This window comes from Flintibacter sp. SJQ-8, from assembly GCF_054108085.1.
In genome coordinates, this window is record NZ_JBPJWR010000014.1 from 1 (window position 1) to 22,607 (window position 22,607).

Annotated in this window: 13 protein-coding genes, 9 tRNA genes and 3 rRNA genes; 3 read left to right on the forward strand and 22 right to left on the reverse strand. The window is 59.8% G+C overall.

All coding sequences use genetic code 11. The features are described 5' to 3' along the window. The 3 genes from ACSAMP_RS10650 to ACSAMP_RS10660 all read right to left on the reverse strand — a co-directional run. Positions 1 to 402: tetrahydrofolate dehydrogenase/cyclohydrolase catalytic domain-containing protein (locus tag ACSAMP_RS10650; protein ID WP_457800440.1), on the reverse strand; the 402-nt coding region annotated here is incomplete at its 3' end. Between the two features lie 22 nt (positions 403 to 424). Then, a complete protein-coding gene (locus tag ACSAMP_RS10655; RefSeq protein WP_457800428.1) occupies positions 425 to 1,804 on the reverse strand; it encodes a serine hydroxymethyltransferase in 1,380 nt (459 codons plus the stop codon). A gap of 236 nt (positions 1,805 to 2,040) precedes the next feature. Continuing rightward, positions 2,041 to 2,388: a DUF3870 domain-containing protein gene (locus ACSAMP_RS10660; protein ID WP_457800427.1), complete on the reverse strand. Its 348-nt coding sequence runs from the start codon at positions 2,386 to 2,388 to the stop codon at positions 2,041 to 2,043. Between the two features lie 628 nt (positions 2,389 to 3,016). On the opposite strand from ACSAMP_RS10660, the gene gltS reads away from it, so the two are divergent. The 3 genes from gltS (at position 3,017) to murI (ending at position 5,862) form a co-directional block, all read left to right on the forward strand. Then, on the forward strand, positions 3,017 to 4,219 hold the full coding sequence (gene gltS, locus ACSAMP_RS10665) for a sodium/glutamate symporter (RefSeq protein WP_457800426.1): 1,203 nt from the start codon (positions 3,017 to 3,019) through the stop codon (positions 4,217 to 4,219). A gap of 152 nt (positions 4,220 to 4,371) precedes the next feature. Continuing rightward, positions 4,372 to 4,986, forward strand: a complete 615-nt coding sequence (locus ACSAMP_RS10670; RefSeq protein WP_457800425.1) for a 5-formyltetrahydrofolate cyclo-ligase — start codon at positions 4,372 to 4,374, stop codon at positions 4,984 to 4,986. 39 nt (positions 4,987 to 5,025) lie between these two features. After that, positions 5,026 to 5,862, forward strand: a complete 837-nt coding sequence (murI, locus tag ACSAMP_RS10675; protein ID WP_457800424.1) for a glutamate racemase — start codon at positions 5,026 to 5,028, stop codon at positions 5,860 to 5,862. 65 nt (positions 5,863 to 5,927) lie between these two features. Here the strand turns inward: murI and ACSAMP_RS10680 are convergent, their stop codons facing one another. The 19 genes from ACSAMP_RS10680 to ACSAMP_RS10770 form a co-directional block, all read right to left on the reverse strand. Further along, entirely contained in the window at positions 5,928 to 6,500 is a 573-nt protein-coding gene (locus ACSAMP_RS10680; RefSeq protein WP_457800423.1) for a hypothetical protein, read from the reverse strand. Between the two features lie 106 nt (positions 6,501 to 6,606). Then, entirely contained in the window at positions 6,607 to 7,710 is a 1,104-nt protein-coding gene (locus ACSAMP_RS10685) for an SLC13 family permease (RefSeq protein WP_457800422.1), read from the reverse strand. Positions 7,711 to 7,801: 91 nt separating this feature from the next. Beyond that, a tRNA-Thr gene (locus ACSAMP_RS10690) sits at positions 7,802 to 7,877 on the reverse strand. Between the two features lie 8 nt (positions 7,878 to 7,885). Then, positions 7,886 to 7,962 (reverse strand) — tRNA-Asp (locus ACSAMP_RS10695). 37 nt (positions 7,963 to 7,999) lie between these two features. Further along, a tRNA-Trp gene (locus tag ACSAMP_RS10700) sits at positions 8,000 to 8,075 on the reverse strand. Between the two features lie 3 nt (positions 8,076 to 8,078). After that, a tRNA-Ile gene (locus ACSAMP_RS10705) sits at positions 8,079 to 8,155 on the reverse strand. Between the two features lie 61 nt (positions 8,156 to 8,216). Then, positions 8,217 to 8,292 (reverse strand) — tRNA-Asn (locus ACSAMP_RS10710). Positions 8,293 to 8,328: 36 nt separating this feature from the next. After that, a 5S ribosomal RNA gene (rrf, locus tag ACSAMP_RS10715) occupies positions 8,329 to 8,444 on the reverse strand. A 129-nt stretch (positions 8,445 to 8,573) separates the two neighbouring features. Then, positions 8,574 to 8,648 (reverse strand) — tRNA-Glu (locus ACSAMP_RS10720). A gap of 3 nt (positions 8,649 to 8,651) precedes the next feature. After that, a tRNA-Lys gene (locus tag ACSAMP_RS10725) sits at positions 8,652 to 8,727 on the reverse strand. 202 nt (positions 8,728 to 8,929) lie between these two features. Continuing rightward, positions 8,930 to 11,767, reverse strand: a 23S ribosomal RNA gene (locus ACSAMP_RS10730). A gap of 254 nt (positions 11,768 to 12,021) precedes the next feature. Continuing rightward, positions 12,022 to 12,097, reverse strand: a tRNA-Ala gene (locus ACSAMP_RS10735). 23 nt (positions 12,098 to 12,120) lie between these two features. After that, positions 12,121 to 12,197: transfer RNA gene (locus ACSAMP_RS10740), tRNA-Ile, on the reverse strand. A 123-nt stretch (positions 12,198 to 12,320) separates the two neighbouring features. Continuing rightward, positions 12,321 to 13,851 (reverse strand): 16S ribosomal RNA (locus ACSAMP_RS10745). The 16S, 23S and 5S rRNA genes sit together here with 9 tRNA genes alongside, the layout of an rRNA operon. Positions 13,852 to 14,432: 581 nt before the next feature. Continuing rightward, the gene (locus ACSAMP_RS10750) at positions 14,433 to 15,485 is read right to left on the reverse strand and encodes a GerAB/ArcD/ProY family transporter (protein WP_457800441.1); all 1,053 of its coding nucleotides are present in this window, start codon (positions 15,483 to 15,485) and stop codon (positions 14,433 to 14,435) included. A gap of 24 nt (positions 15,486 to 15,509) precedes the next feature. Next, entirely contained in the window at positions 15,510 to 16,559 is a 1,050-nt protein-coding gene (locus ACSAMP_RS10755; protein ID WP_457800442.1) for a Ger(x)C family spore germination protein, read from the reverse strand. Beyond that, positions 16,556 to 18,070 (reverse strand): spore germination protein, encoded by a 1,515-nt coding sequence (locus ACSAMP_RS10760; RefSeq protein ID WP_457800443.1) that lies wholly within the window; start codon positions 18,068 to 18,070, stop codon positions 16,556 to 16,558. The genes ACSAMP_RS10755 and ACSAMP_RS10760 overlap by 4 nt, the downstream gene beginning before the upstream one ends. A 352-nt stretch (positions 18,071 to 18,422) precedes the next feature. Continuing rightward, positions 18,423 to 21,023, reverse strand: coding sequence for a cation-translocating P-type ATPase (locus ACSAMP_RS10765; protein WP_457800444.1), 2,601 nt, complete (start codon positions 21,021 to 21,023; stop codon positions 18,423 to 18,425). 198 nt (positions 21,024 to 21,221) lie between these two features. Continuing rightward, positions 21,222 to 22,517, reverse strand: coding sequence for a peptidylprolyl isomerase (locus tag ACSAMP_RS10770; RefSeq protein ID WP_457800445.1), 1,296 nt, complete (start codon positions 22,515 to 22,517; stop codon positions 21,222 to 21,224). Between the last annotated feature and the right edge of the window lie 90 nt (positions 22,518 to 22,607).

Here is a 22,607-nt window from a genome sequence, read left to right on the forward strand (position 1 = left end):
CGCGCTGGGGGACAGCAGCACGCCCATGGCGGAGGAGGTCATGGCGTCCACGTCCTTAGAGGCGTCCAGCGTCCGGGCCACTCTGGGGGTGTCCAGGTGGGGGGGCAGGGGCCGGAACATCAGGCAGCCGTGGATGCCGCTGTCGTGATTGATGCCCTCCAGGGTCTCCACCAGCTGGTCCTCGGTGACCGACTCGGGCAGAATGAAGTTGCGCACCTCCACGCCCAGAGCCTGGGCCCGCTTGGTGGCGCCCCGCTCATAGGAGATGTCGTTGGCCTTTTCGCCCACCCGGACGATGGCGAAGACGGGGGTCACGCCCGCCTCCTTCAAGGTGGCACACTGATCCAGCAGCCGCTGGCTCATGGCCTCGGCCACGGGGCCGCCTTTTAATAACAGAGCCATTGCGCATCGTTCCTTTCTGTGCTCAATACTCCACGTTGTAGTACATGTCCTCAAAGTCCTTGCGGATGGAGGGGGAGACCCACTCGCTGGAGAACATGGGGTGAGAGGTGGCGATCTGCTTGACCTCGGCGGCGATCTCGTCCAGAACGGCCTGGTTGTCCTTGTTCTTCAGGGCCTTGCCCAGCAGGTGGCCGATGTGCTCCATCTCCTCCTCCTTGGCGCCGCGGGTGGTCATGGTGGGGCTGCCGATGCGCAGGCCGCTGCCGCAGCTGGGGGGCAGCTGGTCATAGGGGATCATGTTCTTGTTGGTGACCAGGCCCAGGCTGTTCAGCAGGGTCTCGGCCTCCAGGCCGTTCACGCCCAGGGGGGTCACGTCGATCATGACCATGTGGGTGTCGGTGCCGCCGGTGATCAGGCGCATGCCCTCGTCGGCGCAGCCCTTGGCCAGGGCCTTGGCGTTCTTGCACACCTGCTTGGCATACTCCTTGAACTCGGGCTGGAGCAGCTCATAGAACAGCACGCCCCGGGCGGCCAGCATGTCGCCCTTGGGGCCGCCCTGCAGGCGGGGGAACACGGAGCGGTCGATCTTCAGGCTCAGCTTGGTATACTTGGGGGAGCCGTCCTTGTTCTTGCCGTCGGGGATCTCGATGTCCTTGCACACCAGGATCACGCCGCAGCCGCGGGGACCGCGCAGGGTCTTCTGGGTGGAGAAGGTGATGACGTGGGCATACTCCACGGGGCTGGGGATGGCGCCGCCGGCGATCAGGCCGCAGTCGTGGGCGCAGTCCACCCAGAAGTAAGCGCCCACCTCGTCGCAGATCTCCCGGAAGCGCTTATAGTCGATGAGGCGGGGATAGGAGGAAGCGCCCACACAGATCAGCTTGGGCTTGTTCTCCAGGGCCAGGCGGTGGACCTCGTCCATGTCGATCATCTCGGTCTCACGGCTGACGCCATAGTGGACGGCGTTGAACATGGCGCCGCTGAAGTGGAACTTGGCGCCGTGGCTCAGGTGGCCGCCGTTGTCCAGGGTCAGACCCATAAAGGTGTCGCCGGGCTTCAGGAAGGCCCGCAGGACGGCGATGTTGGCGATGGTGGCGTTGCCGCACTGGATGTTGGCGTGGTCCACGCCAAAGGCCAGCTTCACCCGCTCCACGGCCAGCAGCTCGGCCTGGTCGGACAGCTGACAGCCGCCCACAAAGCGCTTGCCGGCATAGCCCTCGGTGTTCTTGTTGGTGAAGGCGGAGCCCTCCAGGCAGGAGGCCATGGGGGACACCACGTTTTCAGAGGCAATGAGGCCGATGGTCTCGAACTGGCGCTTCTCCTCCCGGTGCAGCAGGGTGGCCATCTCGGGGTCGAACACGTCCAGCAGCTTGATCGCATCCTGTTTGGTGGGGTTAGACATAATAAATTGCTCCCTTCCTGTTATGACAAAATATTGTGTGTTTTGTGTGTATTTTGGCTTTCCGCCCTGAATTCTGCCCGATTTTCGCAAAAAAGGAAGGCCGACTCAGGGGCACGGCGGGCACCGTGTCCAAAAAGCCGACCTTCCAAAGGGCAGTTTCTCAGGGGGAGACTGAGAAACCAATTTTGTAAGGAACCTCCGACCCACGCGGGTCGTTATGCTGTTTTCGCTGGGACTTAAATTCCGGTGGGATTCTCCCGGGCGGCGGGATAGGCCATGAGATAGTGGTTCTGGGCGTCCCGCAGGGCCACGATCACCGCCTTTTGGGCCAGGGCCAGAAAGCGCTTTTTCAGGACGTCGCACATCTCATCCATCTGGGTGACGATGTTCTTCCCGATGAGCAGGTGGGCCAAAAAGTCGTTGGTGTTCTGCATGACCATGTTCCCGCTGGCGCTTAGGATGCGGTTGCTGTGGACGTCCACCACCAGGCTGAGGGAAAAGGTGCCGTACATGGCGTTGATGGCGTCGTCCTTGGTGACCTTGGCTACGCCGGTGATAAAGACCGAATCGTCCGGCCAATACATCTTGCATCCATCCTTTCTGTTTTCCGGTTTGGGGCCCCGTTTGGCAAATAAAAAACGGACGCAAGCAAACAACAATGGAGAGATACCACAATACATATCCGTATCAATAAGGTATCGCGCCACAAAGAATGTTTGGCTTCGTCCAAATTTATTTTGATTTTGAGAGGTCATCTCAAAACCAATAAATTTAACTTGCCCACAGGATAGCACAATTTTCTTTTCCCGTCAATCGGGCATCCTACACAAAATCCCAACCTTCATTTTGTGCTGTTTTCCGTCTTTACACTTTCGTTTGTTTGGTGTATCATGCAATTGCTTTGAAATTTTAAAGACGCAAAACCCACGCACACCCCCATACAATAAAATAAGTCTTCTTCATTGGGTCCCGGATATCCTCCGTGACCAGAGATGGAAAAGGCCAGAAAGCTCTTTGTCCCCCGCCAATGTGGGCGCGGACACAAAGAAATCTTTCTAGCCCTTTGTTTTTGAAGGAGCGGTTTGAGCGCGGCTCTTCAAAAATATAAGGGTTCAGCACCACCCGTCATTGGAAGGCCCCCGGTCTTCCCCGTTCCGTAAGCTGCTTGGGTTAAGCAGGGAGCAAGAAATGAAAAATAGGAGCTGAGATAATATGAGTCTGTCCCTTAACCTGTATCAGTCTATGGCGCTTGCCGTTGCCATCTTCTACTTCGGCGCGTTTCTGAAATCGAAAATTTCCGTCTTCCGTACTTACTGCATCCCCAGCCCCGTCATCGGCGGCATTATCTACGCCATCGTGAACCTGATCCTGTATCAGACCGGCGTACTGCAACTCTCCGTTGACACCACGCTGCAAAGCGTGTTTATGAACGTCTTCTTCACCAGCGTGGGCTTCACCGCCGGATTCGGCATGCTGAAGAAGGGCGGCAAGTCCCTCATCGTCTTCCTGGTGGCCGTGTGTATCCTCATCGGCATCCAGGACGTGGTCGGCGCCGCCCTGTGCAAGGTCTTCGGTCTCCAGCCCCTGCTGGGTCTGGCCCTGGGCTCCATGCCCCTCACCGGCGGCCACGGCACCACCACCGCCTTCGCCCCCCTGCTGGAGAGCATGGGCGTGCAGAACGCCCTCACCGTCGGCGTGGCCGCCGCTACCTATGGTCTGGTGGCCGGTAACGTCATCGGCAACCCCCTGGCCCGCCGCCGCATCAAGAAGCTGGGCCTGAGCTCCAGCGACGCCGCCCAGGTGGATCACGAGGCCCTGCTGGAGCTGAAGAAGAACACCGAGGGCACCGCCAAGCTGGACGTGGACCGGGGCACCCTGGCCCTGGCCCTCATCTTCCTGGCCTGCGGCCCGGGCACCCTGATCAGTATGCTCTTCGACAAGTTCAACATCACCCTGGCCTCCTATGTGGGCTCCATGATCATCGGCATCATCATCCGCAACGCCATCTGCGACAAGTTTGACCTGGACCTGCCCGTGCAGGAGATCGAGACCATCGGCTCCATCAGCCTGAACTTCTTCCTGGCCCTGGCCATGATGGGCATGCAGCTGTGGCAGCTGGCCGATCTGGCCGGTCCCATGGTGGCCATCCTGCTCATCCAGACGGTGCTCACCGGCCTGTTCGTCTATTTCGTCACCTTCAACATGATGGGCCGGGATTACGACGCCGCCGTCCTCAGCGCCGGTCACTGCGGCTTCGGCATGGGCGCCACCCCCAACGCCATGGCCAACATGGACGCCCTGACGAAGGTCTTCGGGCCCTCTGAAAAGGCCTACCTCATCATCCCCGTGTGCGGCGGCTTCTTCACCGACATCGTGAACTCCCTGATCCTCACGTTCTTCATGAACGTCCTGTAAGCGCTGTCTCTCCCCCGCGTCTAATTTCATATCCCCTTTTCTACCGGTGCTCCGGCGTCCCCGAAGCACATACCTACCAAAGGTCAGAAACAGGCGGCACGCCAGCCGCCTGCTTCTGGCCTTTTATTTTTTGCAAGGAGGGTCCCTTTCCCATGACGATCACACAACGCAAGCGTCAGCTCCGCATGGCCGTGCGCCGGGACGAGCAGCTGATCTCCATCTGTGACCGGGCCCGGTCTGACCAGGCGGTGGCCATCCAGGTGCTGGCCCTGCCGGAATACCGCCGGGCCCAGAGCCTGTTCTGCTTTGTCAGCACCACCCGGGAGATCGACACCACCCCCGTTCTGCTGGACGCCCTGCACAGCGGAAAGACCCTCTGCGTCCCCCTCTGCGTGGGGGAGGGGATCATGGAGCCCCGGCAGATCACCAGCCTGGACCAGCTCCACCGGGGCGCCTATGGCGTGCTGGAGCCGGAGGAGGACACCCCCAAAATGACCCTGGACCAGGTGGACCTGTCCATCATCCCCTGCGTCAGCTGTGACCGCCTGGGCCACCGTCTGGGCCAGGGCACCGGGTTCTATGACCGCTTTTTCGCCGGAAATCCCGAAAACGCCGCCATGCTCTGCCGGGAGAGCCTGCTGCGCACCATCATCCCCCGGGAGCCCCACGACGTGGTCTTTCCCCTGGTGATCACCGAGTTCGGCGTCTATCGCAAGGGCGTGCTGGACCTGGGCCGCCGCAGCCCCGCCTTTCGGGTGTGGGCGTGAACACTGTTACCGTTGAAAATTTTAGGGAGGCATCCATTTATGATAAACCAAAAGACTGACGCCATCGGCGTGATCGATTCGGGCATCGGCGGCTTCAGCGTGGCCCGCCGGGTGCAGGAGCTGCTGCCCCAGGAGAACATCCTCTATCTGGGCGACGGGGCCAACACCCCCTATGGCAACCACACCGCCGAGGAGATCTTAGAAATGACCCGCTATATGCTTCGCTTTATGGACAGCCATAACGTGAAGGCCCTTCTGGTCGCCTGCAACACCATCTCCTGTCTCATCGACCAATATCGGGACGAGATGCGCTGCCCCGTCCTCAGCGTGGTCCAGGCGGGGGCCGACGCCGTGGCCGCCACAGCCTATCAGCGGGTGGGCGTCATCTCCACCTGCTTCACCGCTCAGTCGGGCTGCTATCCCAACCTGATCCACAAGCAGGCCCCGGAGCGCCAGGTGTTCAGCCACGGCTGCCCCGACCTGGCCAACCTGGTGGAGCAGAATGTAGGCGACCCCGCCGCCCAGCCTGCCATCGACGCCGAGATCCGCGCCGGTCTGGACGGCCTGGTGAACGTGGACCACATCCAGTGCTGCGTGCTGGGCTGCACCCACTATCCCCTGGTGGAGGACAACATCCGCCGCCTGTACCCCACCCTGGACCTGCTGGACCCCGCCCGGCAGATGGCCAAGACCCTCTCCCGGGACCTGGACGCCCGGGGCCTGCGCAACGACCAGCGGGCCCCCGGCCGCATGGACATCTTCACCACCGGCAGCCTGGAGGAGTACATCAAAAAGGCCAACCGCGTTGGCCTGACCTCCATCCGCTCCGTGCAGTATCTGCCCCCCATGCAGATCGCCGACCAGCCCGCCATCTGAAGAAAATAAAATACGCCCCCGGCTCACCGGTTTTCACACCGATGCGCCGGGGGCGTCTGCTGTTGTCAACCAAAGAAGCCGTAGCCCTTGTCCACGTTATAAAGGCCGTAGAAGTCCAACGTGCCCGTCTTCTCCTCCTGATACTGTCCGGGCCACCAGGACAGGAATTCCTCGTCCAGGCCGTCTGTGGGCGTGTCGGGCAGATAGAGGATAAAGTCCTTCCCCTCCTCCACGCCATAGGGCTCCGAGGAGACGTAGCGCACGCCGTCCTCCACCCACTCCTTGTCCTGCTCATAGTCGCTGGTGAGGTCCTCCAGCGTCAGGGAATAGCTGTGGTCGTCCAGCTGCTTGATGTCCGTGAACTTCCCGGAGAAGGTGCAGGTATACATGGTCCCGTCGGGGTAGCTCTCTTCGCTGTCCCCCATGTCCGAATCGTGGTACACGCCGGAGAAGGAGCCGTCCGGCTCCAGAGTCAGGTCCGTGCTCCAGGCCCCCACGCCGCTGGCAAACTCCAGGTCGATGGGCAGACTGTCCGCCAGACCGCCGTCGGCCTTCCCCCCGCCGCTGTTCTGTCCGCACCCGGCCAAAAGCCCGGCGCACAGGGCCAGCGCCGTGGCCGCCGCAAAAATTTTCTTCATGATCTGTGCCTCCTAGATGGTTTTCCCATATTATAGCCCGTAGAAAGGGGCGTGGCAAGCGCTGAACGAAAAGAAAAATCTTACGCCGTCACATAGCAACGGCCTATCACATCAGAACGGACATTACAACCAGAAGAATCGCCAGAAATGTAAAGCTGATTCCGGAAAATAGTAAGAGAAAGTGCTTGCCTCCGCCGGGAATGCGGCGCGTATATTCTCGAAAGGTAATAAGACTTGCCAGAGAAGCCACCAGTGTCCCCGCACCGCCCACATTGACGCCAATCAAAAGCCCGCTGGCATCTTGTGTGAATCGGCTGAGTAGAATAGAGGCAGGGACATTGCTGATGATCTGGCAGGTAAGCGCGGAAATCAGCATGGTACCGTGGGATAAAAGACGGGCAAACAGTACCCGAACAGCTTCCATTCGGGCAAGATTTCCGGAAAAGGTGAAAAAAGCGGCAAAAGTGGCCAGCAGTCCCCAGTCCACAGTTTTCAGTGCGTGCCGATCCAGAAACCAGAGCGCCAGAACAATAATAATCAGGCCAAGAATATAGGGTACCAGCCGCAGCACCATGGCAACGGCTAAACAGAATAGCACACCATAGGTGACGGCTCGGCGTGAGTCTATCGCGATCCGTGCTTCCGGAACCGAAAGCTGTTCTTTTGGAAACGCCAAGCAGCACAGGAGAATCAGAACAGCAGACAGGAGGAACGGCGGCATCATAACAGAAAAGAACGTTTTCGTAGAAAGACCATAATAACTGAAAAGATAGAGATTTTGCGGATTGCCGAAAGGCGTGATCATTCCACACAGGTTAGCGGCGCAGTTTTGCAGGATGAAAAGGAGCGCAGTATGCTTGTCCTGACTTGTGGAGGAAAGGACAAACCAGCCCAGCGGCAGGAAGGTCAACAAAGCGGTATCGTTGGTCAGAAGCATAGAACCGAACATAGTAATAACCACTAATGCCGTACACACGCCCCGAACCGTGGAAAAAGTGCGCACCATCCGCTGGGAGAGGGCAGAAAAGATATGCAGGTCTCGCAAAGCACCTACCACCGCCAAAACACTAAACAGGCAGGAAAGCGTTTTAAGGTCGTAATAACCCAAGTAGTCCCTATCGGGCGGAACAAAGAATGCCGTTACAACTGCGGCCAATAGTGAAATAGCCAGCATAGCATTAGCACGACACCAGCATTGAATCTTACTCATAAAAAACTCCTTTTCATGGCTCTCAGCTCAGTAACAACAGGCTATTTTAGACATAAAAAAACCTTGAAGCCAATCGACTTCAAGGTTTTTGTGGAGCTGCTAGGCAGATTCGAACTGCCGACCTCATCCTTACCAAGGATGCGCTCTACCGACTGAGCTATAGCAGCAAATTAAATGGCGACTCGGAAGGGACTTGAACCCTCGACCTCCGGCGTGACAGGCCGGCGTTCTAACCAACTGAACTACCGAGCCATTTAAAATATCGAAACGGAAGAACCGTAATTCACAATGGCAGGGGCAGAAGGAATCGAACCCTCGGCACGCGGTTTTGGAGACCGCTGCTCTACCAGCTGAGCTATACCCCTATATGGTGGGCCTTCACGGGCTCGAACCGTGGACCGACCGGTTATGAGCCGGCTGCTCTAACCAACTGAGCTAAAGGCCCAAACCGTTCAAACTTATTTCTTGAAAGAGCGGCTTGCCGTCGTTCTGGCGACAAGCCGCTTTGGCTCCCCAAGTTGGACTCGAACCAACGACCCTGCGGTTAACAGCCGCATGCTCTACCGACTGAGCTATTGAGGAATGTGAAAGGGTCCGGTCTGGTCGACCAGACCCTTGTGTTGGCATTACCTATCTTTCCAGCCCGTCTCCAGGCAAGTATTTTCGGCAGAAGCGAGCTTAACTTCCGTGTTCGGAATGGGAACGGGTGGACCCTCGCCCTAATCAATACCAACTTTTACTCTCTTTTTAGAAGAAAGTAAGCAAAGAAAACTTTGTTTTCTCTCCTTACTGCCTTCTCAACAGTAAACATTATAGCTTATTGTGTCTCACTTGTCAATATCAAATTTCATTTGAAATCTGATTGGTGACCCGTACGGGAATCGAACCCATGTTTGCGGCGTGAGAGGCCGCCGTCTTAACCGCTTGACCAACGGGCCAGATGGTGCGCCTTCAGGGATTCGAACCCGGGACCCACTGATTAAGAGTCAGTTGCTCTACCAACTGAGCTAAAGGCGCATCTCGTCAGCACAAACTCCATATCCTTCGCTTCCACCTTCGGCGAAAGCTCACCCATTTCGTTGTGCTTCCTCTTCAATTCAGACCCGCTTCGCTGGGCTCTGAATTGATTTTGGAGATACGTTGCTCTGCACCCTGAAAACCGAACAGTGAAACAAACTCCTCATCGCTTACAAGCGCCTGCGTATTTCTCATAACTTTGTAGGTCAAGCCCTCGGCTTATTAGTATCGGTCAGCTACATGCCTCACGGCACTTCCACCTCCGACCTATCAACGACATAGTCTACGTCGAGCCTTACTCCTTAAAGGATGAGAGATCTAATCTTAGGGGGAGTTTCACGCTTAGATGCTTTCAGCGTTTATCTCGTCCAGACGTAGCTACCCAGCTGTGCCCTTGGCAGGACAACTGGTGCACCAGAGGTCTGTCCATCCCGGTCCTCTCGTACTAAGGACAGCTCCCTTCAAATCTCTTACGCCCGCAACAGATAGGGACCGAACTGTCTCACGACGTTCTGAACCCAGCTCGCGTGCCACTTTAATCGGCGAACAGCCGAACCCTTGGGACCGAATACAGCCCCAGGATGTGACGAGCCGACATCGAGGTGCCAAACCTCCCCGTCGCTGTGGACGCTTGGGGGAGATCAGCCTGTTATCCCCAGGGTAGCTTTTATCCGTTGAGCGACGGCACTTCCACTTGCATACCGCCGGATCACTAACTCCAACTTTCGTTACTGCTCCACCCGTCGGTGTCGCAGTTAGGCTCGTTTCTGCGTTTACACTCACTGCACGATTTCCGTCCGTGCTGAACGAACCTTTGAGCGCCTCCGTTACCTTTTAGGAGGCGACCGCCCCAGTCAAACTGCCCACCTAACAGTGTCCCCCGACCCGATCCAGGGCCGCAGGTTAGAAAACCAGTAAATCAAGGGTGGTATCCCAAGGGCGACTCCACAATGGCTGACGCCACTGCTTCCATGTCTCCCACCTATCCTGTACATGATTTACCAATCCTCAGTATTAAGCTACAGTAAAGCTCCATGGGGTCTTTCCGTCTAGTTGCGGGTAACTGGCATCTTCACCAGTACTACAATTTCGCCGGGTGGGCTGTTGAGACAGCGCCCAAATCGTTACGCCATTCGTGCGGGTCAGAACTTACCTGACAAGGAATTTCGCTACCTTAGGACCGTTATAGTTACGGCCGCCGTTTACTGGGGCTTCAATTCAAACCTTCGCTTGCGCTAAGCTCTCCTCTTAACCTTCCAGCACCGGGCAGGCGTCAGCCCATATACGTCATCTTTCGATTTAGCATAGACCTGTGTTTTTGGTAAACAGTCGCTTGGGCCTATTCTCTGCGGCTCCCCTTAGGGAGCTCCCCTTATCCCGAAGTTACGGGGTAATTTTGCCGAGTTCCTTAACAACCCTTCTCCCGTTGGCCTTAGGATCCTCTCCTCATCTACCTGTGTCGGTTTGCGGTACGGGCACCTTAGCATACATTAGAGCTTTTCTCGCCTCGTCGTTCTCTGACTTCCCTACTTGATTTCGGTCCCTTTCGCCCGGGTCAACCAACGCCCGGGATCAGATAGTTCCAAGTGTCCCTCTAACTTAAGTTTCGGTGGCTACGGAATTTCAACCGTATGTGCATCGACTACGCCTCTCGGCCTCGCCTTAGCTCCCGGCTTACCTTGGGCGGACGAACCTTCCCCAAGAAACCTTAGATTTTCGGCCATTATGATTCCCACATAATTCTCGCTACTCATTCCGGCATTCTCACTCGAATACAGTCCACCGCTGCTTCCGCTGCGACTTCACCCCATATTCGACGCTCCCCTACCACGCATTGCTGCATCCTAAGCTTCGGTTATACGCTTAGCCCCGTTACATTTTCCGCGCAGAGTCACTCGACCAGTGAGCTATTACGCACTCTTTTAATGTGTGGCTGCTTCTAAGCCAACATCCTGGTTGTTTTCGCAATTCCACATCGTTTTCCACTTAGCGTATATTTGGGACCTTAGCTGTAGGTCTGGGCTGTTTCCCTTTTGACCACGAGACTTATCTCACGTAGTCTGACTGCTGATCATCAATTAGCCGGCATTCTGAGTTTGATAGGGTTCAGTAACTTTATCAGCCCCTAGCCCATTCAGTGCTTTACCTCCGGTAATCTAAATCAACGCTAGCCCTAAAGCTATTTCGGGGAGAACCAGCTATCTCCAAGTTCGATTAGAATTTCTCCGCTATCCACAAGTCATCCGCCACCATTGCAACGGGGGTCGGTTCGGTCCTCCATGGAGTTTTACCTCCACTTCAACCTGCTCATGGATAGGTCACCTGGTTTCGGGTCTATTGCATGCAACTTATGTCGCCCTGTTCAGACTCGCTCTCGCTTCGCCTCCGGTACTGAATACCTTAAGCTCGCTACATACAATAACTCGCCGGACCGTTCTACAAAAAGTACCTCATCACTCCTTAACGAGCTTTGAGTGCTTGTAAGCACAAGGTTTCAGGTTCTTTTTCACTCCCCTCCCGGGGTCCTTTTCACCTTTCCCTCACGGTACTGCTCCTCTATCGGTCATCAAGTAGTATTTAGGGTTGGAGGGTGGTCCCCCCAGTTTCCCACAGGGTTTCACGTGTCCTGCGGTACTCTGGATACCAACTAACACAAATCGGTTTTCGCTTACGGGACTATCACCCGCTCTGGTCGGCCTTCCCATGCCGTTCAGCTAACCTATTGCATCGTGCGTCGGTCCACAACCCCGGAGAATAAATCCTCCGGTTTGCCCTCTTCCGCGTTCGCTCGCCACTACTAGCGGAATCTCTGTTGATTTCTCTTCCTCGCCCTACTTAGATGTTTCAGTTCAGGCGGTTCCCCACGTACACCTATTTTATTCAATGCACGTTGTCAGAGTATTGCTCTGACGGGTTTCCCCATTCGGAAATCCGCGGATCAATGCTTATGTGCAGCTCCCCGCAGCTTATCGCAGCTTGTCACGTCCTTCATCGGCTCTTGATGCCAAGGCATTCCCCTTGCGCTCTTATTAGCTTGACCTTCGTAGAACAGCCTATCTCTAAGCTGTTCTCTTCGTCTATAAGAATTATGCAGGCTTCAGTTTGGTTCATTGTAGTTTTTGTTACCCTTTAATTTATCTTAAAAAGTCCACAAAAATTAACTTTGTTACCTCTCTGTTGCTTGCTCGCAATTTCTTGCTTGCTTCACTGTTCAGTTTTCAAGGTGCAGCTTCCGACCTTTTTCAAGGTCAGATCGAAATACTTGATCTTCAAGCACTTCGATCCGATCTTGTCTGGTGGAGGTTACCGGGCTCGAACCGGTGACCCCCTGCTTGCAAAGCAGGTGCTCTTCCAGCTGAGCTAAACCCCCGCGTCGTCGCTCGACTATTTTGGTGGTGGGCCCAAGTGGACTCGAACCACCGACCTCACGATTATCAGTCGTGCGCTCTAGCCAGCTGAGCTATGGGCCCGTCCTTCGCCGCTTCCCAACGCTGCGTGTTCCCTCTAAATTAAACAACGTGACATCCATTCACACTTCAGGTCTGACCTTAGGACATTACAACAGCTTGTTTCATCTGTTGAGGTCTCCTTAGAAAGGAGGTGATCCAGCCGCACCTTCCGATACGGCTACCTTGTTACGACTTCACCCCAATTATCGAACCCACCTTCGGCCGCGTCCCCCTTGCGGTTAGACTACGGACTTCGGGTGTTCCCGACTCTCATGGTGTGACGGGCGGTGTGTACAAGGCCCGGGAACGTATTCACCGCGGCATGCTGATCCGCGATTACTAGCGATTCCAACTTCACGCAGGCGGGTTGCAGCCTGCGATCCGAACTGGGATGGCTTTTAGGGGTTTGCTCCACTTCACAGTATTGCTTCCCTCTGTTGACCACCATTGTAGTACGTGTGTGGCCCAGGACATAAGGGGCATGATGATTTGACGTCGTCCCCACCTTCCTCCGTTTTGTCAACGGCAGTCTCGCTAGAGTGCTCTTGCGTAGCAACTAACAATAAGGGTTGCGCTCGTTGCGGGACTTAACCCAACATCTCACGACACGAGCTGACGACAACCATGCACCACCTGTCACCGAGGTCTCCGAAGAGAAAGGCTTATCTCTAAGCCGGGCCTCGGGATGTCAAGCCCTGGTAAGGTTCTTCGCGTTGCTTCGAATTAAACCACATACTCCACCGCTTGTGCGGGCCCCCGTCAATTCCTTTGAGTTTCAACCTTGCGATCGTACTCCCCAGGTGGGATACTTATTGTGTTAACTGCGGCACGGAGGGGGTCAGACCCCCCACACCTAGTATCCATCGTTTACAGCGTGGACTACCAGGGTATCTAATCCTGTTTGCTCCCCACGCTTTCGCGCCTCAGCGTCAGTTGCTGTCCAGCAGATCGCCTTCGCCACTGGTGTTCCTCCTAATATCTACGCATTTCACCGCTACACTAGGAATTCCATCTGCCTCTCCAGTACTCAAGAAAAACAGTTTCAAATGCAGGCTGTGGGTTGAGCCCACAGTTTTCACATCTGACTTGCTTTCCCGCCTACACGCCCTTTACACCCAGTAAATCCGGATAACGCTTGCCACCTACGTATTACCGCGGCTGCTGGCACGTAGTTAGCCGTGGCTTATTCGTCAGGTACCGTCACTTGCTTCGTCCCTGACAAAAGAAGTTTACAACCCGAAAGCCTTCTTCCTTCACGCGGCGTTGCTGGGTCAGGCTTGCGCCCATTGCCCAATATTCCCCACTGCTGCCTCCCGTAGGAGTCTGGGCCGTGTCTCAGTCCCAATGTGGCCGGCCAACCTCTCAGTCCGGCTACTGATCGTCGCCTTGGTGGGCCGTTGCCCCGCCAACTAGCTAATCAGACGCGAGTCCATCTCAGAGCGATAAATCTTTGGCATTCAGAATCATGCGATCCAAATGCATTATGCGGTATTAGCACAATTTTCACTGTGTTATTCCCCACTCCAAGGCGGGTTACTCACGCGTTACTCACCCGTCCGCCACTAAGAAACTAAATCCATTGGACGAATCCTCTGTCATTAGCTCTCCGTTCGACTTGCATGTGTTAAGCACGCCGCCAGCGTTCATCCTGAGCCAGGATCAAACTCTCAATAAAATGGTATTTAAATGGCCGAAGCCAATCAAATCATCTTTATTGAAGCGTTCCTTGCTTCAAAGAAAATAAATTGACGTTGTTCCTACAAGCTCTTTTCAAAGCTCTTAAAACAACCATCACCTTTTGGTGCTTCGTGTTTGTCACGTTGTTTAATTTACAAGGTACACGCTGCGTCCCGCAGCGGTTTTTAATGATATCACTTCGTTTTCCTTTTGTCAAGAACTTTTTTCAGAAGTTTTTCAACTTCTTTTCAAGTCCTCTCATCCGCCAGGCCCTTGGAGTTTTATCACCGTCGCCCTCGCAGGCGACTCATTTAGGATACCATACTCAGTTCGCCTTGTCAAGAACTTTTTTCTAGCTTTTCAGGCTGTTTTGTTCTCGCTTTAGCGGCTGTATCAGTTTCCTAACGGGCTTTTGCTGGGGAACAAGTCCCTCGCTCAAAGTGCTTGCTTATATTATCAGAAGCGCCCCCGTTTGTCAACTGTTTTTTACAGGTTTTTTCCTCTTTTTTTACGTTTTGTCACCGGAGGCCCCATATCCCCCTTTTTCCCGCTCCACACCTCCCTTTCCTCCCCAATATTTTACCCCCTCTTGTGCAGTTTTATCCATACCGCCAGCAAAATGGGCAGAAGTAGCCCAAACCACAGGTTGGCCCCCAGGGCCAGGCGCTCCAGGGTCTCCACCTGCCGCCCGGGCAGGAGCAGCGCCGCGATGGCGGCCAGAAGCACCGCGCCCCGCCCCACCCACTCCTCTTGATACCGGGGCACAGCTGCCGACGCCATAGCCCGCAGGGCGAAGACCAGCAGGCCCGCCATGGTCACGTCCGCCGTCACCCACAGGGCGGCCACCACGCTCTCCACCCGCTGGAAGGCCCCCTCCACCCCCACGCTTTTGGCCAGGGCCAGGAAGGGACTGTCCAGCCGCCCGGCCAGCACCGGCCCCAGACTGCCCAGGATCACCCCCTGGGCCAGAGTGAGGACCAGACAGCCCAGGGCCGTCCGACGATAGCTCCCCCTATATCCCGGCGGCGTCTCCCCCGCAAGAAAAGCCCAGCAGCTCCCCCAACCCAGCACGCCTACCGCGGCCAGGCCGCCCCGGAGCACCGGACAAACGTCCTCCGTCCACAGGGGCAGCAGCCGGACAAAACGCACCTGGGGCAGGGACAGCAGGAGGATGGCTCCCCCCGTCACCGCCAGCACCGTGAGAAACAGCTGCCCAGCCCGGGCGAAGGCGGCCAGACTGCCCCCCGCCAGCCAGAACACCACCCCCGCCGCCGCCAGCAGGAAATAGGGCAGGGCCCCGTCCCGATAGCCGGAGGACAGCATCCGCCCGGCGCACAGCCGCAGCCGCAGGGCCAGCAGCCCCAGCGCCCACACCATATAGAATAGCAGCACGCCTCGGCCAAGCCATGGCCCCAGGCCGTCCAGAATGCCCCGGGCCAGGCCCCGGTCCCTCGCCAGGCGGGTGAGCAGCCACACGGACAGCAGTGCCAGGGGGAGGGCCGCCAGAGGGGCCAGCCACGCTCCACGGCCCGCAGAGAGAGCCGCACCCGGCAGCAGCTCCGCCGCCGGAGCCAACACCCCCGCCCAAACCAGGGCGGCCAGCTGCGCCTGAGACAGCGCCCGTTTCTTCATTCCCGCTCCCTCCTTACACTTCACTCAGCCCCCGGGCAGGTCCGCCTGCACGATAAGCTCCGGCTCCAGCCGGGAAAAGACCTCCGGCCAGTCCGGCTCTAATTTGCTCCACAGCCCCGGGTCGGACAGGGCGGCCCGGGGACCCAAGCCGGCGCAGTCCGCTTTCCAGGCCCGCAGCTGTTCCAACGCCGACGCAAGCTCCCGCTCCGCCAGCGTCTCCAGATGGCGGCAGACGGTCTCCCGCTCCGCCTCGGACAGGGGGCCGTCTCCCTCCGCCAGCTCCGCCGTCACCCGGCAGGTGAGTTTGATCTCCCCGTCCGGTCCTCCGAACCGCCTGATTGTCTTGGCCCCGGTGATGCGCACCGCCGCCCTGCTGTCTGGCAGGGGGACCTCCACCACCTCCGCCATGGGGCAGCCCAGCAGCAGTTCCAATCCCCGGGCGCTCTCCCCCTCTAAAAAGCCCGCCAGGTGCTCCCCGGCAAAGACCGCGTAGCCCGCCGCCGTCAGCTCCGCCTCCCCCACGGTCAGGGCGGGGGCATAGCTGCACCCCTGCTCCAGCAGCTGGGCGTAGACCTCCCCCACCCGCCGGGGGCGGATAGACAGCCCCATCTCCCCGTCGGCGGCCAGGGTAGCCAAACGGCTCTCCACCCCCTGGTCGCCCCCGGCCTCCAAAGCCCCGTGGGCGTCTCCGTCCTGAACGACCCACAGCCGGGCGGCCAGGCTCAGCTGGGTGTCCCGGGCCACATAGGCGAAGATATCCTCCACCCCCCGGCGGCTCTGGTCCTCCCCTAGCAGCAGCTGGTCCACATAGCCGAAGAACACATACCGGTCACTGCGGCTCTGGATGGCCTGGGCGGCAGCGCTGAGAGAGGTCCCCTCCCCCTGCCACAGCCGGGCGGGCTGTTCGGGAGCCTGGGGGCCGGTGGCGGCGCTCATGGCCGGGCCGCCCTCCCCCCGGTCCAACCCCATCACCCGCAGCAGGGCCATGTCCCCCATTTCCCGGGGCCGGGGGAGGGCTCCGCAGCCGGACAGGAGCAGGGCGGCGGCCAGGGCCAGACTCACCCCCCGCCTCACCGCTGGTTCCTCCGGTTCCGGGTGTGCTCCGGTCCGTCCCGCCATTTTAACGTGGGCAGGGGCGGACGGATCAGGTTGGACCTGCCCAAGTGCCTCCCCGGTCCGGCGGTAAAGGGGGCCAGATAGGCCACGCCGAAGCTCTCCAGCCCCGCCAGGTGATAAAGGAGCGCCACGCAGCCCAGCACCAGGCCGAACAGTCCGCCCAGGCTGGACAGCACCGTCAGTCCAAAGCGCCACAGCCGCAGGGCGTTGCCAAAGTCCTGGGAGGGCATGGTGTACCCCGCCACCCCGGCGATGGCCACCGCAATGAGCACCGCCGGGGAGACGATGTGGGCGTCCACCGCCGCGTTGCCCACCACCAGTCCGCCCAGGATGGACACCGTGGAGCCGATGGGCCCGGGCAGGCGCAGCCCCGCCTCCTGGATGACCTCAAAGGACAGGAGCATGATGAGTACCTCGAAGATGGTGGAGAAGGGCACCTCCTGCTTGGCGGCGACGATGGACAGGGCCAGCTTGCCGGGGATGGCCTCCGGGTGATAGGTCACCAGGGCGATATACAGCCCCGGCAGCAGCAATGTGACGGCGGCGCAGAAATAGCGGATGAGCCGCAGTGCCGAGGCGGCCATCCAGTGATAGGCCCGGTCCTGCCCCGTCTTGAAAAACTGGTCCGCCGTCCCCGGAGCCACCCAACCCAGGGGGATGCCGTCGCACAGCAGGCCCACCCGCCCGTCCAGCAGCTCCCGGCAGAAGCGGTCCGGCCGCTGGGTGGATAAGATCAGGGGAAAGGCGCTGGCTGCGGCGGGGACCAGATACTCCTCTAAATTTCCGGCAGACTCCACCCCGTCCACGTCCATGTCGTCCAGCCGCTCCCCCACCCGGCGCACCATGTCCGGGTCGGCGATGTCCTTCAGCCAGATCACGTCCACCGGCGTTAAGCTCTGGCGGCCCACGATGTGCTCCTCCACCCGCAGCTCCGGGGCCCGCAGGCGGCGGCGGACCAGGGATGTGTTGGTGCGCAGGCTCTCCACAAAGGAGTCCCGCGCCCCCTTCAAGGACGGCTCATTCTCCGGCTCCCCCACAGAGCGTTTTTCCTCCGTGGACACCGGAATAGTCAGGGCCGCCCCCTCTCCCGGGAGGAACAGGGCGCAGCTGCCGTCCACCAGGTCCAGGGCCACCTGGTCCAGGGTGGTCCGCCGGTGTACCTGCTGGGCGTACAGCGCCCCCTGCTGCAAGCGCTCCAGCAGCTCCCCCTTTGGCACACGGGCCAGGCTCTCGTCCTGGGCCAGGGGCCGGAGGACATAGTCGTTCAGCCGCTCTGACCGGGCCATGCCGTCGATGTAGCACACCGTCAGCGTCCGATCCCCCGCGCCCGCCAGACAGACCTCTCGGGTCTGATAGTCGGCGCACCGGTCAAACACCCGGCCCAGATTCTCCAGACTCAGGGGCAGAGGGATACGCGGCTCCCGCCGGGGATGTGGCCGGTCCGGGCTCTGCTTTGGCGATTTGGACATAAAAAAGCCCTCCCTTTTTCCAGTTAGGCGTTAGGAGTGATGAGATCGGAGTTTCATCACCCTCTAAGTCTGCCGGAAAAAGGAGGGGATTATGCATTGTAAAAAAGCCTTCCCCCGGGGGAAGGTGGCGCGGCGAAGCCGTGACGGATGAGGGGGACCACGGAGGTGCATCCGTTATCGATGGGATGACAGGTCACGATGGCTCTTGTAGGGGCGGACCTCTGTGTCCGCCCGTCGATGACCACCGCGCCAACGATACTCACCCTCATCCGGTCCCTTCGGGACCATCTTCCCCCTGGGAGGGGGAAGGCTAAAAACTCCTCACTCATCCCTCCTAACTCCTACCTCTCACCTACCTCCTAACTACTTTCGCCCCCTCGCAGATGGGGATGGGCGCGGCGGCCAGCAGCAGCACCGCCAGCCACTGTTCCCCGTCCATGGGAATGACGGAGAACACCCCCTGGAGGGGCGGCAGGAGGAGGACGGCCAGTTGCAAGAGCATCCCCGTGACAAAGGCCCTTACCATGGCGGGGTTGGACAGAGGGCCCATGTGGAAGAGGGACTGCTCCTCGCTGCGCACGTTAAAGGCGTGGAACAGCTGGCACATGGTCAGGGTGGCAAAGGCCATGGTGTTGGCCGCCGCACCCTCCAAACCCGGGCGGGACAGGCGGGTGAGCCCTAAGTAGTATGCCGCCAGGGTCAGTCCCCCCACCATCAGCCCCTGCCAGGCCAGGCGCAGGGAGAACCGCCGGTCAAACAGCTCCGCCCGGGCGTCCCTTGGCCGCTGCTCCATCACTCCCTCCTCCACCGGCTCCACCCCCAGGGCCAGAGCGGGGAGGGAGTCCGTCACCAGGTTCAGCCACAGCAGCTGCACGGGAACTAACGGCATCTGCCCTAAGTCCAACAGGGTCGCCACGAAAATGGTGATGATCTCCCCGATGTTGCAGGAGAGGAGATAGTGGATGGCCTTGCGGATGTTGGAGTATATCCCCCGCCCCTCCTCGATGGCGGCTACTATCGTGGCAAAGTTGTCGTCGGTGAGGATCATGTCCGCCGCGCCCTTGGCCACGTCGGTGCCCGCTCTTCCCATGGCGCAGCCGATGTCCGCCGCTTTCAGGGCCGGGGCGTCGTTCACCCCGTCCCCTGTCATGGCGACCACGTGGCCCCGCTTCTGCAAGGCTTTGACGATGCGGGTCTTGTGCTCCGGGGCCACCCGGGCGAAGACAGATGTACGCTCCGCCGCCCGCTCCAGCTCCTCCTGGCTCATCCGCTCCAGCTCCGCCCCGGTGAGGATCTTGTCCCCCGGACGGCTCAGGTCCAGGGCACGGGCCACGGCGGCGGCAGTGGCCCTGTGGTCCCCGGTGATCATCACCGGGCGCACCCCCGCCATGTGACACCGGGACACGGCGGCACGGGCCTCGGGCCGGGGCGGGTCCATCAGGCCGAACAGGCCCAAAAAGGTCAGCTGCTCCTCCGCCCCCTCTAAATTCTCCCCGGGGGAGCGCTCCAGCTTCCGGCTGGCCACGGCGATGACCCGTAGGGCACGGCCGGCCATGCTGTCGTTCACCTCCAGCACCCGCCGCCGCTCCGTCTCCCCCATGGGGCCGGTGGGTCCGGCGGAACACCGGGGCAGCACCACGTCGGGCGCCCCTTTTACGTACAGCACCCAGCCGCCCCCCGGGCCGGGATAGAGGACGGACATCCGCTTGCGCTCTGAGTCAAAGGGGGCCTCCCCCGCCCGGGGACGGCGGCTCTCCAGCTGCCGCTGGTCCACCCCCTCCCGGGCGGCGGCCTCTACCAGGGCGGTCTCGGTGGGGTCCCCCTCCGCCGTGGGCGTGCCCCCGCTCCAGGTCAGTTTGGCATCGGAGCACAGGGCCCCCGCCGTCAGGGCCTCCCGCCGCGCTCCCCCCTGGGGCACCCACAGTTCTTTTGCCGTCATGCGGTTCTGGGTCAGGGTCCCCGTTTTGTCCGAGCAGATCACCGACGCGCAGCCCAAGGTCTCCACCGCAGGCAGGCGCTTGACGATAGCCCCCCGCCCCGCCATGCGCTGCACCCCCATGGCCAGCACAATGGTGACGATGGCGGGCAGCCCCTCGGGGATGGCGGCCACGGCCAGGCTCACCGCCGTGAGGAACATACCCAGCAGGTCCTTCCCCTGGAGCAGCCCCAGGCCGAACATCACCCCGCACACCGCCAGGCACAGAAACGACAGGGTCTTGGAGATCTCGGCCATCTTCTTCTGAAGGGGCGTCTGGCTCTCCCCCTCCTCCAGCAGCAGCCCGGCAATGCGGCCCATCTGGGTGTCCATGCCCACCGCCACCACCATGGCCCTGCCGTGGCCCGCCGTGACCATGGTCCCGGACAGGAGCATATTGGTCCGGTCCCCCAGGGGGGTGTCCTCGTCCAGACCCTCCCGGGGGGACTTCTCCACCGGGGCGGACTCCCCCGTCATGGCCGACTCGTCCGCCCGCAGGCGGGTGCTCTCCAATAATCGGGCGTCCGCCGGGACCTGGTCCCCCGCCTGGAGCAAGATCACATCCCCCACCGCCAGGGCCGCGGCGGGCAGGCGGCGCTCCTTCCCGTTTCTCAGCGCCAGGGCCATGGGGGCGGACATGTCCCGCAGCTGCTCCAATGCCTGGTGGGCGTGGTCCTCCTGGGTGATGGACAGCACCGCGTTCACCGCCACGATGATGAGGATAATGGCCCCGTCCAGCCAGTCCCGGCCCCCGCTGGCCGCCAGAGACAGCCCCGCCGCCGCCAGCAGCACCAATATCATGGGGTCCTGAAACTGCCCCAGCAGCCGCAGCAGCAGGGGCGGCCGCCGGGGCGGGTCCAGTTGATTTGGCCCGTCCCGCTCCAGCCGCCGGGCGGCCTCCCCGTCAGAGAGGCCCTCCGGCCCGCTGCCCAGCTTCTCCATCACCTGCCGCGCCGTCATGCTGTGCCACCGTTCCATGTCTCCACGCTCCTTCCCTTATGTGGCACAAAGTATACCCCCGGGCCTGTCCTGTTTTTTGCAGAATCGTGACAGGGAAATATTTTTCCACATTTGGTGGGCGGAATGTGGAAAGTTTTTAAGCCTTCCCCCAGGGGAAGGCAAAAAGAGCGCGCCCCGCTCGGGGCGCGCTCTTGCACATGTCGAATTTTACCGCTCTCAGGACCCGCTGCTGGCCGAGCCTGCGGCGCTGGTGCTGGCGCTGCTGGCGGAGGAGCTGCTGTCCTCGGCGTTTTTGGCATCCAGAACGGCCTGGATCTCGTTCTTGGCCCCCAGGGTCAGGGACTGGGCCTTCTCCCAGAAGGCCTCGGGGTCGATCTGGTCATAGACCTCGTTGGTCTTCACGCCATACTCGTCCAGCCACTGGTTGCTCTGCTGCTCCATCTTGTCGCCGATGAGCTGGCTGCGGAACTGGTCCAGGTCCAGGGGCAGGCGCAGGATGATGTGATAGCCATAGTCGCTCTCCACCACGTCGCTGATCTCGCCCTCCTTCAGGGCCAGGGCGGCCTGCTCAAACTCGGGGACCATGGCCCCCTTGCTGGTGGTATAGCCGTCGGGGTTGGCGGCCAGACCGGTGTCCTCGCTGTTCTCGTTCATCAGTTCATCGAACAGGGCGATGGGGTCGTCAGAGGCCCGCAGCTGCTGCAAAAGCTCGTCGGCCTTGGCCTTCTTCTGGGCGATGGTCTCGTCGTCCAGGGGGGCATAGCCGGTGGTGCCGTCGTCGTTGGTCACGGTCTGGGTCATGTCCTTGGTCAGCAGCAGGATGTGCTTGGCCCGATAATAGCCCAGCTCGTCCTCGGCATAGGTCTTCACCTCGGCGTCGGTGGGATAGCCCTGGGTGCCCTCGCCGAAATACTTGTCCTGAAGCAGCTGGCTGGCCTCACCGGCCTGATACATCTTCTGATACAGGGCGGGGGTCAGCATCTGCATCCAGAAATAGTGGTCCTTCAGCGTCTCGCTGCCCAGCTGCTGGGTGATGCTGGCCTCGTCGTCCTTCAGGCCGTCGATGGTCTCCTGAGACACGCTCAGGCCCTCTTTCGCCGCCAGCTCGGGTAGCAGGCGATAGAAGCTGGCCAGCTGCATGGCCGTCTTCAGCAGGGCCTGGGCGGTGGTGGTGCCGTCGTCGCTGGTCTCGTCCCAGCGCATGTCGGTGATGCCATAGGCGCTGTACTGCTGCTTGGTATAGCTGATGTTATAGTTCAGCCAATACAGCAGACTGTCCGCCGTCACCTCATACTCGCCCACCGTGCCCACCACGGTGTCCCCGGCGATACCGGCGGTGGCCAGATAGGGGTCGGTGACGTCCGTCAGGTCCATGGCCTGCACGTCAGAGGAGCTGTCGCCGGAGCCGCTCTGGCTTCCGGAGCCGTCCGCCCCCTTGGAGCAGCCGGTGAGAAGGGACGCGCCCAGGGCCAGGGCCAGGGCGGCGGATAAAAGCCGTTTTTTGATGCTCATGGTATTTGTTTTCCTTTCCAGCGGTAAAAACTCTCCCGCTTTAAACGCAGGTGGTTTTTTTATCATAGCACAAAGGGGAGTTGGGAACAA